The sequence below is a fragment of the Mycobacterium angelicum genome (assembly GCF_002086155.1).
Taxonomy (GTDB): Bacteria; Actinomycetota; Actinomycetes; order Mycobacteriales; family Mycobacteriaceae; genus Mycobacterium; species Mycobacterium angelicum.
This window is the reverse complement of record NZ_MVHE01000019.1, coordinates 1-15182: the sequence shown is the minus strand read 5'-3', so window position 1 is coordinate 15182 and position 15182 is coordinate 1. Positions and strand designations below refer to the sequence as shown.

The 15182-nt window shown below is 67.2% G+C and carries 10 protein-coding genes; 2 read left to right on the top strand and 8 right to left on the bottom strand.

Going from position 1 to position 15182, the window contains the following annotated elements:
* Positions 1 to 30: 30 nt before the first annotated feature.
* Both BST12_RS13935 and BST12_RS13930 read right to left on the bottom strand, forming a co-directional pair.
* Entirely contained in the window at positions 31 to 3303 is a 3273-nt protein-coding gene (locus BST12_RS13935; RefSeq protein WP_083113718.1) for an MFS transporter, read from the bottom strand.
* Positions 3300 to 6629, bottom strand: a complete 3330-nt coding sequence (locus tag BST12_RS13930; protein ID WP_170062120.1) for an ATP-binding protein — start codon at positions 6627 to 6629, stop codon at positions 3300 to 3302. Before BST12_RS13930 ends, BST12_RS13935 begins: the two co-directional genes overlap by 4 nt.
* 451 nt (positions 6630 to 7080) lie before the next feature.
* On the opposite strand from BST12_RS13930, the gene BST12_RS13925 reads away from it, so the two are divergent.
* Complete coding sequence (locus BST12_RS13925) at positions 7081 to 8493, top strand: FAD-dependent oxidoreductase (RefSeq protein ID WP_083113716.1); 1413 nt, start codon at positions 7081 to 7083, stop codon at positions 8491 to 8493.
* Between the two features lie 26 nt (positions 8494 to 8519).
* On the opposite strand, the gene recN is transcribed toward BST12_RS13925, so the two are convergent.
* Genes recN through BST12_RS13900 form a run of 6 tightly spaced genes read right to left on the bottom strand, consistent with a single transcriptional unit; the run spans position 8520 to position 13927 of the window.
* A complete protein-coding gene (gene recN / locus BST12_RS13920) occupies positions 8520 to 10271 on the bottom strand; it encodes a DNA repair protein RecN (protein ID WP_083113715.1) in 1752 nt (583 codons plus the stop codon).
* Between the two features lie 3 nt (positions 10272 to 10274).
* Entirely contained in the window at positions 10275 to 11198 is a 924-nt protein-coding gene (locus tag BST12_RS13915) for an NAD kinase (RefSeq protein ID WP_083113714.1), read from the bottom strand.
* Entirely contained in the window at positions 11195 to 12001 is an 807-nt protein-coding gene (locus BST12_RS13910; RefSeq protein ID WP_083113713.1) for a TlyA family RNA methyltransferase, read from the bottom strand. Before BST12_RS13910 ends, BST12_RS13915 begins: the two co-directional genes overlap by 4 nt.
* An 8-nt stretch (positions 12002 to 12009) precedes the next feature.
* Complete coding sequence (locus tag BST12_RS30870) at positions 12010 to 12186, bottom strand: hypothetical protein (protein ID WP_139801672.1); 177 nt, start codon at positions 12184 to 12186, stop codon at positions 12010 to 12012.
* Between the two features lie 23 nt (positions 12187 to 12209).
* Positions 12210 to 13217, bottom strand: coding sequence for an HAD-IIA family hydrolase (locus BST12_RS13905; RefSeq protein WP_083113712.1), 1008 nt, complete (start codon positions 13215 to 13217; stop codon positions 12210 to 12212).
* Positions 13214 to 13927: a tetratricopeptide repeat protein gene (locus tag BST12_RS13900; RefSeq protein WP_139801674.1), complete on the bottom strand. Its 714-nt coding sequence runs from the start codon at positions 13925 to 13927 to the stop codon at positions 13214 to 13216. Before BST12_RS13900 ends, BST12_RS13905 begins: the two co-directional genes overlap by 4 nt.
* An 819-nt stretch (positions 13928 to 14746) precedes the next feature.
* On the opposite strand from BST12_RS13900, the gene BST12_RS13895 reads away from it, so the two are divergent.
* Positions 14747 to 15182, top strand: a 436-nt coding sequence (locus BST12_RS13895; RefSeq protein ID WP_139801671.1) for a PE family protein, incomplete at its 3' end; no start/stop codon positions are given.

Below are 15182 nucleotides of genomic sequence, written 5' to 3'. Positions count from 1 at the left end.
CTCCCTGGCCCACATCGGGGTCACCCGTACTTAGCGGCGCAACAGAGCCGAGATTTGCGGCATCACCGCGCGAGCGGCGACGCGGCCGGCCTCACGTGCGCGGTCGATCTGGTGGAACTCGACGAAGCCGATGCCACTGGTGTCAGGCGTGATGACGACGTCGGCCTGCGCCAACACCGTCGTCGAGGCCATCGCGCTGCCGATCGTCATGGTGCGGATGAGGGTGTCGCCGATGGCCGGCACCTGGACAGGGCGCCCGTTGGTGGTTGCCGCGCCGGACTGCGCCGCTCGTCCGGCGCCGATGTTGACCGCGATCAGCGGGCCGTCCCTGCGATCCAGCGCGGTCACCGGCAGGTTGTCGAGCACGCCACCGTCGACATGCAGCGAGCCGTCGTAGCGTTTGGGCGGGTAAAGACCCGGTAGCGACATCGAACAGGCCAGCACCTCGGCGAGCACGCCGCTGCGATGCACGACGGCCTTGCGCGCCAGCAGATCGACGCTGATGCAACGGAATTGCTTGGGCAGCTCCTCCACCAACCGGGTGCCGTAGGCGTCGTAGAGGGCGGTCATGGTGCGTCGCCCTCGGAAGAGCGCCTTGGTCGGCAGGGTGTAATCGGTCTGGCTGCTGCGGATGAAGTACTCGTAGATGTAAGCGTCGACGGCCGCTGCGTCCAGCCCCATGGCGGACAGCGCGGCAATGATCGCTCCGAAGCTGGTGCCGGCGATGCGGTCGACCCTGACACCGCCGGCCTCCAGTTCCTCGAGCACCCCGAGGTGGGCGAAGGCTCGTGCGGCCCCGCCGGCGAGGACCAGTCCGACCGAGTGGCCGGCCAGGCGTGCGGCGAGCGGACGCAGGTCGGCGGTCGCGTGTGCGGTGCGGACCGTATGCGTCGAGCGCGGTGTGATCAATTCTTCCCACGCCCGCCGGTGTTGCCGGCTTGCCGGCGCTCCGGCCAGCACGAGGTCGGCACCGACGGCTCGGGCCGGCAGGGGTTGCGCCGGCGGGGCCGGGTCGACCGCCACCAGCACGACCCGGTCGGCGACGCGCAGGCAGAAGTCGCGCCAGTCGGCGTCGTCGGCCTTCGCGTGCAACAACACCTTGTCCGCGGCCTGCTCGGCGCGTTCCAAGCCGTCGCGGTCGACGCGGCTGGGGTGGACCACCTTCAGCCGGCCCGCCAGCCCGGCACACAGCTGGGTGGCCACCATCGATACCGGCGCCCGTTGATCGACACCGATCACGGCGATGACCACCTCGGGTGCCGGTATGTGCGGGACGGCGGGTGGCGGCACCCGGTGTAACCGGGTGGCCAAGGCTTTGACCAGCGCCGCGAGGACGCCCGCGTCGGAAATCCTGTCGAATTGGGCCTTGGTCAGGCGCAGCAGCGTGGAGTCGCGCACGGCGCGAATGGAGGCTGATCGCGGCGCCTCGATAAGCAATCCGAGTTCGCCGACGACCTCGCCGCGACCCAACTCGGTGACCACGACGCCGTCGCGCAGCACCTGCAGGCGCCCGTTGCGCACCACGTAGAGCGCGTCGGACACCTCACCCGCCCGGAAGAGGTACGAGCCCGCCTGCAGCTCAACGTGCTCGGCGCAGTTACGCACTTCGGCCAGGGCGGCCGGGCCCAGCCCGGCAAGCAGCGGCAAGCCCCGAAGTGGATCCACTTGGCTGGATGCGGCCGACGGGAGTGGGGCGGACGCGGCGTGCCGGGGTGCCGACCGTGATCCCAGCACATCGATCTGCGGCGCCGGCTCGCGCTCAACCGTGTCGCCGGTGACCTGGCGGGTACGGCCGAAGAACACCGCTGCGACCGCGACGACCGCAAAGCAGATCGCGGACAGCACCCAACCACGTCGCAGCGCCTCTTCGGCGGCGCCGCGAGCCGGTGTACCGACCACCACCACCAGCAGCGCGATGCCGAGCACGGCACCGATCTGGCGGGCACTGCTCACCACCGCCGATGCGGTGGCGTAACTGCCGCCGGCAGCCAAACCGGCCAGCGCGGCACCGCCGAGCATGGGCGACGTCGCGCCGAACCCGATGCCCTGCAATATCTGGCCGGGCAGCCAGGCACCCAGGAAATCGGGCTTTGATCCGACCCGTTCGATGTACCAGAGCAGACTCGCCACCCAGATCAGCGCACCGGCGACGATGACGATGCGGTAACCATGACGGTCAGCGACGCGGCCGAGCACCGCGGCGACGACGGCCGCGACGAACGCGGCGGGAGCGACCGCCAGGCCGGCTCGCAACAGGTTGTAACCCCACACGTAGTTCAGGAACAACACGTGGGTCAGCAGATAGGCGTAGAACCCGGCGGTGGCGATCAGCGTTAGCGTATTGCCGACTACGAACGATCGGATACGCAAGAACGCCGGCTCTATCAAGGGTGTGGGGTGCTTGCGCGAGCTGATGACAAATCCGGCCATCGCACCCGTCGCGGCCACCAGGGAACCGATGACGCCCACGCTGCCCCAGCCCCAGTCGGGACCCTTGATCAACCCGAACGTCATAAACCCCAGCGCCATGGCCAGCAGCACGGCACCCCGCAAGTCGGGCACTCGCCGGCGCCCTGCGGCGCGGCTTTCGACCAGACTCCGCCGAGCCACCAGCACCGCCACAATGCCCAGCGGCAGATTCACCAGAAAGACCCAGCGCCAGCTCAATGCCTGCACCAGGGCACCGCCGATCGGCGGGCCCAAGCCCGCTGCGACCGCGGCTGCCGCGCTCCACATGCCTACGCCGCGCGCGCGGTGCGCCGGGTCCAAGCTCTCGACGACAAGCCCGAGCGAGGCCGGTACCAAGACCGCGGCACCAACGCCCTGCAGCACCCGGAACGCAATCAACTCTCCGACGGTTTCGGCCACCGCGCACAAAGCGGATGCGATCGTGAACAATACGACACCGTAGATGAAGATTCGCTTGCGCCCGAATAGGTCGGCGAGCCGGCCGCCGGCCACCAGGACCGCAGCCAACGCGATGTTGTAGGCATTGAGCACCCACGACACGGTGCCGATGCCGCCACTATGGAAGTGCCGCTGGATGGCCGGGAAGGCGATGTTGACGATCGTGGAGTCCAGAAAAGCCAAACCGGCACCGAGGCCCGCGACAAGCAACACCGCCGTTGGCGACGGCTGGCGGCGCCGGATGAGCGGCCCACGCGGGTTGCGGATCCGCTGGCGTCCTCCGTTGGCCGAAACCGTGTCCGCCGCCACGATGGCAGCGCTTCGAACGTTGTCGCTGACCCGGTCGGCGGTGTCGGTGCAACCGCTCCCCCGTGCCGGTGCGATCCTGCCTGTCATAACCCACTCCTGTTCAGCACTGCTTCGGTGGCGTCGATGAGATGTGTTGTCTGCCTGACGATTGCCGCTCCCCCTAAGTCGCGGGCGGTGTCACGGGCGAGGTGCAGCAACTCCACTGCGCGGGGCGTGTCTTGCTCGGCGTTTCGCGTCAGCAGCATCTGGGCCCAATAGAGCAGGTTGCGTGCCTCGAACAGCGGCGCACCGATGCGCTCGTGCAGCGCGGTGGCGGCGGCGAAGTGATGTTCGGCGTCGTCGTAACGATCCAGCGCGCCCGCCAGGTGTCCCAGAATCGCGTGGGCGGAGGAGAAGGCAATCGGCACCGGGTAAATCAGCTGGGTGCGGTAGGGGTAGAGCAGGTCATAGATTTCCGCGGCGGCATCGCGATTACCGACGCGCACCGCGGTCAGGCCCCAGTGCGCCAGGGCATACAGCCGCAGATCGTCGTGGTTGAGCGAGCCCAGACCGGCTTGGGTGGCTTCGTCGAGCAGTTCGGCGGCCTCCGGCAGGCGCCCGACTTCGGTGAGGTAGAACGCGAGCCGGGCCGGAATCGACGACAGCCGTGGCGCGACTTTTCGCATCTGAATGTTCGCGTCGATGATTTCCTCGTCGAGACGGTCCTGTTCGTACCGCAGATAGTGAAACTGGGGGCTGTAGAGAAAGACCGCATCGGGAAAGCCGATGGCCATCCCGATTGCCAGCGCATCGCTGGCGTGCTGCTCGGCGAGCTCGATTTGGCCGCCCAGCGCCGCGGTCGCTGTGGCCAAAAACAGTGCCAGCCAACGCATCCAGGGTTGACCGGTGCGCTCGGAGAGCTGCCAGACCCGGTGGGCGCACTGGCGCGCTTGGTCGCCGTCGGCGATTTCGACGGTGGCGAAAAATCTCATCGCCGCGGCCATGCATCCCAGGTGCGGGTCATCGATCCCGTCGGCCAGAGCCTGCAGCTCGGCGGTGAGCCCCAGCCGCTCGGCAGTGAGGTCGGGCCGTACCACCTGCGCCGCGCTGACCAACGTCAGCACCCGCGCCAGTGTGTATTTGTCGCAGTTCTGACGCGCCAACTCCTGGGCTTCGTCGATGAGCGGGCGTACCCGAGTGGTGAAATCCCAAGCGGCACAGGCCTCGGCGGCCAACTGCGCCAGCAGCAGGGGGCGATGCGGCGACTCGGCGGGCAGCACCTCGATGGCCGACTGCAGCGCGGCGACCCGCTCGGCGTCGACGTCGACGACGTTGCTCGGCCAGCCGCGGGTGTTGGCGATGGCCGCTTTGGCCATCCGCTCGCCGTCGCCGAGCCGCGCGGCGAGTTCGCCGGCGGCCAGCAAGGTGTCCCGATAGATCGGTTCTCCGGTCTGGCGTTGGGCTTCGCCCATCAGGATCATCAGGTCGCAGCGCTCGGCCGTGTTGTCGTCGCCCACGGTGGCCAGCTGGTCGAGAGCCTGGTCGAACCAGCGCAGCGCCTCGTCGGGGGCCAGCTGTGCCAGGGCGCGCTCGCCGGCGCGCCGGGCATAGGAAATCGCCTTGGCCGAGCTGGCCGCCTGGCCGGCCGCGGCCCAGTGGTGGGCCAGCTCGCCGAAGCGCTCATCGATGTTCTGCCCCGCAGTGTCCTCGATGGCTTGGGCGATGCGCCGATGCAGCCGCGCGCGCCGGGTCCGGCTCAGGTCCTCGCAGAGGGTGTGATTGATCAGCGCGTGCGCGAATACGAAGCGCCCCAACGTTTGTGGGCTTTCCCGCAACAGCGATCCGGCCACCGCCGACTCCAGCGCCGCCAGCAGGTCGTCCTCGCGACGCCCGGTGACCACCGACAACAACTCCAGGTCGAACTCGAAACCGATCACCGCCGCGGCGTCCAGAATGCTGACGGCGTCGGGACCCAGCCGATGGATCCGCTGCGTGATCACATCGCGCACACTGCGCGGCAGGGTGAGCTCTCCGATATCGGCGGTCACCACATAGCGGCCGCCGTCGGCGCGCTCCACTCCCCCCGACTCGAAGAGATCGCGCAGGATTTCGGTGACGAAAAACGGGTTGCCGTCGCTTTCCAGACACACCGCCTCGGCCAGCTTGAGCTCCTTGGCGGTCAGCTGTCGACCCGCGGCGGCCGCAATCAGCGACTCCACTTCGCGCTGGGCCAAACCCCCGAGGGCCACCCACTCCACCGCGGGTTCCCGGCGCAGGTCGGCCAGCAACGAACTCAGCGGATGATCGGCGTCGATGTCGCTCTCGCGGTAAGCGCCCAAAACCAACAGCCGGGCATGCACCAGATGCGCCACCACGTGCTTCAACAGCGCCAGCGAAGGCTTATCGGACCAATGCAGATCGTCGAGCAGCAACACCACCAGCCCTTGGGCGGCCGCGCACTCCAGCAGCCCGACGACCGCCCCGAACAACAGGCAGCGCTCGGTGGCCTGGTCGCTGACCCGAGGGGCCGGCACATTGGGCAGCCGGCGCGCCAACTCGGGTACCAGCCGGCACAATTCACCGCCGTGCTCGCTCACATGGCGGGCCAGCACCTCGATCGGCGCGTACTCGATCAACCCCCGCAACGCCTGCACCCACGGCTGATACGCGGCTGCCAGCTCCTCGTCACAATGCCCGAAAAGCACATTCGCGCCATCGGCATGCGCCTCCGAGACCACCTGAATGGCCAACCGGGTCTTGCCGATTCCCGGCTCCCCGCTGATCAGCACCACCTGGCGGGTGCCGTCCATCGCGAGCTGGCACACCTCCGACAGCCGCTCGCGGATGGCTTCGCGGCCCACATAGTCGGTCAACGGCAACACCTGCAGCCGCGGCGGCAATGGGGAGGTCGCCGACTCCAGCGAGGCCCACAACAGCTCGCAGGCCGCCACCGGCTCGGGCAGCCCCTTGAGTTCGAGGTCGCCCACCGAGCGAAAGGTGTGCTCGCCGCGACGACCGACCATCACCCGGGTGACGTTGGACAGCAACACTTGACCCGGATTGGCCTTGGCGCACAGCCGCGCCGCCTCCACCACCGGGACGCCGAACACATCGCCCTCCGAGCGAGTCGCATCGCCCATGCTGATTCCGACCCGCACCAACAGCTGTTCGGCGGCGCGACGGTTACGCAGCTCATGACGCTGCTGGATCGCCTGGGCGCATTCGACAGCCGCCACCGCCGACGGCAGCGACACCATCAACCCGTCGCCGGTGTTCTTGACCTCGACACCGTTGGCCCCCACGACCGCTTCCCGCAACAGCCGGAAATGCTCGACCCGCAACTCCTCGGCGCGCTCCGGACCGACCCGGGAGGCCAGCGCGGTCGAATCGACCAAGTCGGTGAACAAGACGGTAACCGTCTCGACCTGAGCCATCATGACACCCTCCAGGACATCCAAGACCGGCCACAGCAAATCAGCTCTCCAGGCAACTGTCTGTGCTCGTGACTAATTGCCGAAGCTGGCAAACACCGCGAAACGATCGTTCCGAGACGACGATTAAACGGCCCGATCAGAATCGTTCGACCGCAACGCATTCCACGCCGAAAAGCCGCCGCATTGGATAGGTTGGTGTCACCCTGGCGTTTTGCCAGCCGATGTCGCTGCGCGCCTACACACATCGCTTCGCCCCTTACGATTCGCGACAGTTGTGGCGCCCATCACTTTTAGTGCTCGAAGTGACGGACAACACGATCCTTCACATGCGTCTAAACAATTCCTCAACAAAGCGCGCCCGCTACGCGCTTGCGGCCGGCGAGGGTGCGCCGTTATTGGTTCGGGTCCAGTGTTGAGGAATTGTTTAGAAGCGCTGGAAGCATCAGCCGGCATGTCACCTAGGATTGGGATCATCGGCGCTGGCCCCGGCGGCCTTTCGCTAGCTCGATTGCTCACGGAGAAAGGCTTTGCCGATATCACCGTGATCGAGCGAGCGGATCGTGTCGGCGGCAAGTGTTTTACCTTGCAGCACAACGGCATTGGGCACGAACTCGGTGCGTGTTACATACCGCTTGGGTATACCACCGTGAAGAGGTGGATGAAGAAAGCAGATATCGGTTTGTTTGCTGTAGAAAAGCAGCGCATATCGACTGCGATGGGCGACGTCTTAGATTTCAAAGACTATGTGATTGGCAGCAAAGCCGGGATTTTCGACGCCCTCACCCAAATCAGACGATATGTCGCCGACTGGCGGGTCTTCCATAACTGGGATCTGCATGGTGCGCCCAGCGATGCGGCCGGGACCGCGGGCCGGCGCATGGTCGACGAGGTTGCTGAACCGTTCGGCAGATGGCTCGCAGAGCGAGGGCTCGATGTCGTTACCCGGTTGGCGGTTCGCTCGATGGGCACCATGGGTTACGGATCGCTCGACGCCGTTCCGGCGCTTTACGGACTTCGCTGGAATACCCCGGCTCTTTTTGCCACCGGCCTGATCAAGGTCAAGGAGCCCACACCCGGCTGGCTTCCGCTGTGGAACTACCTGACCGCCCAGCTCGACGTTCGCCTCGAACACACGGTGGTCGGCGTCGACCGACGCGAGGCCGGCTACGTCGTCCACACCAACCAGGGCGATTTCGAATTCGATCACCTCGTGATCTCCACCCCACTCGACGAAGCCACCGGCTGGTTTCCGTTCGACGAAACCGAGCGGCAGGCGTATCCGATCGATTCGGAAACCCTGCGCTGGCGGGCCTATGTCACCACGCTCGTCGATGTCAAAGGGTGGTTCCACGACATGGATACCATTTGCTGGGAAGACCGCGTACAGGACCGGGTCGCCATCTTCCGGGGGCAGGTCGCCGGGGCCCGCCGAACCGGGGACAAGACTCCTGTTGCGCGTGCCCGGTCTCAGACACGTCCGGATCTCTATGTTTGCTATCAATACGGTGACGGCGGCCAGAGCGATGCCGAGTTGCTCGGCCAACTCGAGACTGATCTCCTCGACGACGGCGCGGTGGTCAACGAGGTGCTTCGCCAATGCCGCTGGAAATACTCACCTCAGCTCCAGTCAGAAGCCATTCGCGACGGGGCTGTCGAGAAGATGGAGCGGTGCCAGGGACGAAGGAATCTCTGGATTACCGGAGCGACAACCTCGCACGAGACGGTCGGCAACATAGTCGATTCGAATACTCGCCTCGTCGAGCGCATGGTCATGTCGTTCGCCGGGAACGAACCTTCGTCGCCCACGGCCCTGGCAGCTGTCGCGGATCAGTATCACTATCGCTATCAGCTCGCCTTGAAATAAGGCGCCTGGCCCGGGCCGGGGCCGGATTAGTTGTCGTCGTTCTGCGCGGTATCGAGCAGTTCGCGCGCGTGTGCGCGGCCACTGTCGGACTCGCCCAGGCCGGCCAGCATCCGGGCCAGCTCGGCTACCCGCTCGTCGTGGGAAAGGCGGCGTACGCCGCTGGCCCCGTTCTTGCCGCTGGGTTGCACCATCAGGTGCACGTCGGCGTAGGCGGCGACCTGGGGCAAGTGGGTGACCACGATGACCTGGTGGGTACGGGCCAGCCGGGCCAGCCGGCGCCCGATCTGCACCGCCGCCCAGCCTCCGACGCCGGCATCGACCTCGTCGAACACCATCGTGGTGCCGGCCCCCTCCTTCCGGGAAGTGGCCAGTACGACCTCGAGCGCCAGCATCACCCGGGACAGCTCGCCGCCGGACGCGCTCTTGGCCAACGGCAGCACCGTCATGCCGCGGTGTGCGGCAAAGCCGAACTCGACCTGGTCGATGCCGTCGGCGCCGGCCCGGGCCTGTTCGCCCGTCGGCAAGATCAGTGCCGCGGGGTCGTCTCGGTCGGCCGGATCCGTCGTCACGCCGATGGTGAAGTCGGCGTCGGCCATCGCCAGGCCGGACAGCTCGGCAGTGACCTCTTTGGCCAGCTTCTTGGCGGCCTTACGCCGAATCTTGCTGAGATCGACTGCGGCTTGGCCTAATTCGAGCGCCAGATCGTCGACGCGGCGGTTCAGCGCGGCCAGCCCCTCTTCGGAAATGTCGAGTTGGGTCAACCGATCGCGCGACTCGGTCGCCCACCGCAGCACACCGTCGATGTCGGCGGCGTACTTGCGGGTCAAGGTGCGCAGTTGAGCTTGCCGGGCCAGCTTGGCATCCAGTGCGCTGGCATCGGCGGGTAGCGCGTCGACGTAGTCGCCGAGTTCGCCGCTGGCGTCGAGCACCACCGTCAGCGCCTGACCGATCTGCTCGGCCAACGCCTGTAGCGCGGCGTCGTCGGTGGATTCCAGGGCCGCCCTGGCGCGGCCCAGGCCGTCGGAAGCGCTGAGGCCCTCCGCGTCGTCGGAACTCAGCGCCGCCCGAGCGGTCAACGCGGCCTCGCGCAGCGTGTCCAGTTCGGAGAGCCGAACGATGTCTGCGACCAGGGACTCGTCCTCGCCCGGTTGCGGGTCGACGGCGTCGATCTCGTTGAGCGCGAACTGCAACCGATCCGCCTCCTGGGCCAGTTCGCGGGTCCGGTTGCGACGGTCGACGAGATCGCGGCGGGCCGACTGCCACGCGTCGCGCAGCTTGCGGTAGCGCTCCAGCGCCGGGCCGGCGACCGCAAACCGGTCCAGCGCGCCGCGCTGCTCCTCGGGGCGCATCAACCGCAGCTGGTCGTTCTGGCCGTGCAAGGCGAGCAGCTCGTTGGTGAAACCGCTGAGCGACTTGGCGGGAATGCTGCGACCGCCGAGGTAGGCGCGCGACGGACCGTCGCGGCTGACCGAGCGCGACGCGATCACGCTGCCGTCCTCGTCGCGTTCGGCCCCCGAGGAATCCAGAATCGTATCCAGCTGTGCGGCCACCGCGCCGTCCAGATCGCTTGTGGTGAAACGACCTTCGACAACGGCTCGGCTGGCTCCCGACCGCACGCGGTTGGCGTCGGCGCGGGCGCCGCCGAGCAGGTGCAGGCCGGTGACCACCATGGTTTTGCCGGTTCCGGTTTCGCCGGTCAGCACGGTCAGGCCGCGATCGAACTCGGCGGTAGCGACGCTGATGGCGCCCAGCGACTCGATACGAATTTCGGTAAGCACCAGTTACTGCCCGCGCCAACCCGTCACCGGCAGGCGGAATTTGCTCACCAGCCGGTCGGTGAACGGCGCGCTGTCCAGTCGTGCCCATTTGACCGGCGTGGCGCAGCGGGTCACCTCGAGTCGGCTGCCGGCCGGGACCGGCATTTCACGCCGGCCGTCGCAGAACACCAGGGCATCGTGACCGCCGGCCTCGATTTCGATCGCGATCGCGGCATCGGGACTGGTGACCATCGGCCGGCCGAACAGTGCGTGAGCGTTGTTGGGCACCACCAGGATTGCTTCCAGGTCGGGCCACAACACCGGTCCGCCCGCAGAGAACGCGTAGGCGGTGGAACCGGTGGGCGTCGATATCAGCACGCCGTCGCAGCCGAACGTCGAAACCGGGCGGCCGTCGATCTCGACGACAACCCCGAGAACGCCCAGCCGCGGACCCTTCTCCAGGCTGGCTTCGTTGAGTGCCCAGCCCTGATCGACGATGCGGCCCCCCTGGCGTACCACGACGTCCAGGGTCAGCCGCTCTTCCACCCGATAGTCTTGTGCGACAACGTGTTCGAGCACCGCGTCGATGGCCTCAGCCTCGGCTTCGGCCAAGAAGCCGATCCGGCCCAGGTTTACCCCCAATACCGGAATTCCGACGTTGCGGGCTAATTCGGCGGCACGCAGGAATGTTCCGTCGCCACCGAGGACCAGCACCAGTTCACAACCCTCGGCCGCGTGCGGGTCGGCGTCGACGAGATCGATTCCGACGCCGCGCCCGCGCATATCGTCGGGACCCGACCGTACACCGCCGCGGTCGACCGCCTCTGCCGACAGCGCACGCAGCGCAATCCCTTTGTCGCTCAACACCTTCTCCACCCGGCGGGCGGTCTCGGTCGCTTCATCGCGCCCGGTGTGCACGACCAGCAGCACGGTACGTTCTTCGGTCACCGCGGTCCCTCCAACACGGCCCGCTGCACGGCGGCTGCCAGCGCATCACCCGACAGGCCACGATCGGTTTGGGCACGCAGCCACAGGAAGTATTCGACGTTGCCCGACGGGCCCGGCAGCGGACTGGCGGTCACGCCGACGGTGTGCCATCCCAACTCCTGGCCACGCTGGGCTACGGCGAGCACCGAGTCGATGCGCAACTGCGGGTCATGCACCACCCCGCCGGTGCCGACCTGGCCTTTTCCTACCTCAAACTGCGGCTTCACCATGGGAACGATATCGGCGCCCGGCGCAGCGCATCCAGTCAGAGCGGGCAATACGGTCGCCAGCGAGATGAAGGAGAGGTCGGCGACCAGCAAGTCGCAGGGCCCGCCGATCGCCTCGGGGGTCAACTCGCGCGCGTTGGTCCGCTCGACAACCACCACCCGCGGATCGCTGCGCAACGACCACGCCAGCTGGCCGTAACCGACGTCGGCGGCAACCACTTCGGCGGCACCCCGGTCCAGCAGGACTTCGGTGAAGCCACCGGTCGATGCGCCCGCGTCCAGGCAGCGCCGTCCTGCCACCGGGATATCGAAGGCGTCTAGGGCGCCGATGAGCTTGTGGGCTCCGCGGGAAACCCAGCTGCGTTCCTCGGCCGCCACGGTCAGGTTCGCGGTGACCGCCACCGCGGTGGCGGGCTTGACCGCCGGCAGGCCGTCGATGCGCACCTTGCCGGCGCCGATCAGCTCCGCGGCCTGCTGCCGGGATCGTGCCAGGCCCCGCCGAACCAGTTCGGCGTCAACGCGGGCACGCCGAGACATGCGCGCCCTCAGCCCTTCTCCGCCGACTCCAAGGCAGCCAACAGCACGTCGTGCGCCTCGGAGAGACGTCGGGCGATGTCTTCCAGTTCGGCCAGAGACGGTCCGTTCTCGCCGTCAGTGGCCTCGGGCAACTGGGCGAGCAGGGATTCGATTTCCGCGCGAATCTCGTCAGGATCGATAGTCATTGCGCTCCTACGCTAGTGGGCGGCTAGTCGGTACGCATCATCGACCAGCGCCCCAGGGCGTCGCGGGCCTGCTCGTCGCCGGGTTCGATGCTCGGTGTCTGTCCGTCGATCGCGGCGTCCCACACCGCGTTGGCGACGGCACGCACGATCGACAGCTCATCGTCCGGGTCGCCGTTGGCGCTGACCGTCAGCGTGCCGCCGTTGATGTCGACGTGCCAGCCCGGCTGCGGTGCCACCTTAAGCAGTTCGCCGTCCTGATGCAGGCTGCGCAGGTCCCGGCCGATATAAGTGGGCCGCCGCGCGGGTTCGGCGTACACGGCATCGCGCGCGGTATTCACCCCGGTGAGCACCATCAGGCTGGGCAACCCCGCGGCGTTGGCGCCCTCGATGTCGGTGTCCAGCCGGTCGCCGATGACCAGGGGCGCGCTGAAATCGCCGCGTCCCACCGCATCTTTCATCAGTTGCGGAGCCGGCTTGCCCGCCACTTGCGGCTCGGCGCCGGTGGCAGTTCGCAGCGCGGCCACGAAGGACCCATTGCCCGGCAGCAGACCCCGCTCGGTGGGCAACGTCGGGTCGATATTGGCGGCCACCCAGAGCGCACCGGCCCGAATGGCCAGGGCCGCCTCGGCAAGCTCAGCCCACCCGATCGTCATCGACAGACCCTGCACCACCGCTACCGGTTCGTCGTCGTGCGCGCGCACCGGACGCAGCCCGACAGCGCTGATCTCATTGGCCAGCGCATCGGTGCCGACGACTAGCACTTTGGCCTCGGCTGGTAGCTGTGCGGCCAGCAGGTGAGCGGCACTTTGGGCGCTGGTGACGACGTCCTCGCCGGTCGCGGTGAAGCCTAGGTCGCCCAGATGGCTCGCGACCTCGTCGGCGCTGCGCGAGGCGTTGTTGGTGACGAACAGCTTGCGGGCGGTTACCGCGTCCAGCGATTCCACCGCGCCAGTGGTGGTTTCGCGGCCGCGAAACACCGTCCCGTCCAGGTCGATGAGCAGGCAATCATATTGTTGCGCAATCGTTTTCACTTTTCGTCCGCCGAGCCCAGCTCGTCCAGCCGGTCCTCGGCGTCGGTAACACCGTCGATGTCGGCTGCCGCGGAGCGCAGAAACCACTGCAGCGCCTCTTGGCTGCGGTCCAATGCCAGCAGCGTGTCGGCGTAGGCGTAGAACAAGCGCGCGGCTGTGGAACCGGTGCGGGCTGGATCCAGCTGCGGAGTGGACAACACCGTCAGCGCCTGCTCCAGCTGGCCGAGATCGGCACGCGCGCCGGCCGCGACGATGCGCAGTTCGTCGGCGTCGTCACCGCTGAGCTGCGCCGCCTCTGGGCCGCGGGCAAGTTCGATGGCACGTTCGGGGCGCCCAAGGCCGCGTTCGCAATCCGCTATGAGCGCCAATAGCGACGACTTGCTGCCCATCCTGCGCGCGGCCCGCAGTTCGGCCAGCGCCTGAGCCCAATCGCCACAGTGATAGGCCGCGATTCCGACCGCCTCCCGAATCGCGGCGATTCGGGAGGACCGAGCCCGGGCCGCGCGGGCATGGTTCAGGGCGGCTTCCGGGTCGTCGTCGAGGAGGGTGCCGGCGGCCACCAGGTGCCGCGCCACGGTGTCGGCGGTGGCCCGGTCCAATGTGCTCAACTCACGCCTGATTTCGGGCGCCAACTGCCGCGCGTCCACCCCCTGCGGAATCGCCGGCCCGTCTGCGGGGGGTTTGTCGCCGCCGGCCTGCTGCGGCTGCACTGGTCGGGCGCGGCCGGGGCCCGACCACGAGGCATCACGCTCGCGCCGTGGACCGCGCCGCGGCGCGCCGCCGGAACCCGATCGCGGTCGTTGCTTATCGCTGCGCCCGTGCCTGTCGTCGACCACCCGCTACAGGTTACGGGCAGCCGAGACGGACGGTCAGGCCTCCTTCCACAGAGCGGGTGTGGCGGCCAGGGTCCAGGTTGGGTCGTAGGCGGTGTGGGGCTGCAGCTGTGAAGTCCTTGGGGCCTTCGACTGGACGAGTCCCTGGGCGCATTGCGCCTGCCGGCTGGCCGGCGTCGCGATATAGCCATGTGCATGTGCCGTGGCAATCGGTAGGACGACCGGAAGGCTGGGAACGAGTGCGGTTACACCGATGACAGATATCAGGCGATTCTTCACTTCTATTCACTCCCTTTGCTTTTCGTATCACTTACGCTTCGTTTCGAATTCGCCTGCACTCTGGCTCGCGCTATTTAGTTGTGGCGACAGAACTTATCGCTACGAAGGCGGCGCAGCAACCAGACTCAGCGGCGTGTCGCGGTTCAATCCGTTTGCAATACAACGCATTTACTGGAATATCGTTCTACAATTTCTCGGACACCTCATGCGGCACGCCAACGATTCCGGTGACGCCGTCAAGACTCTTACACACGCCCGTTATATGCCGTTGACCAGTGGATTCAACATCGGTTCAGCATTTATTCAAAGCTCGTCTGACAACGTTTGGTGTCAAGGCCAAGCTCGTCACCGCAAACTATTGGTTTCTTTATCAGCCGGCAATAGCCGAGTCGTGACGAGCCGCAGGAAGGTTCTGCCATGACTTACCTTATTGCCGTCCCGGAGATGTTGGCAGCTGCCGCAACAGATTTGGCGGATATCGGTGCGAACATCGACGCGGCTAATCTTGTTGCCGCCGTCAGCACAACCCCGCTGGCCGCCGCCGCTGCCGATGAGGTGTCGGCGGCGATTGCGGGCTTGTTCGGCACACATGCGCGCGAGTACCAAGCGCTCAGTGCGCAGATGTCGACGTTCCACAGCCAATTCGTGCAAGCCCTGACCGGCGGCGCGGGCGCCTATGCGAGCGCCGAAGCCGCCAACGCCTCGCCGATCCAGGCACTGCTCGACGCGATCAATGCCCCGTCGGTCGCGCTGACCGGGCGCGCCCTCATCGGCGATGGCGCCAACGCCACCACCCCGGGCGGCAACGGCGGCGCCGGCGGCTGGCTCTACGGCAACGGCGGGGCCGGCGGCG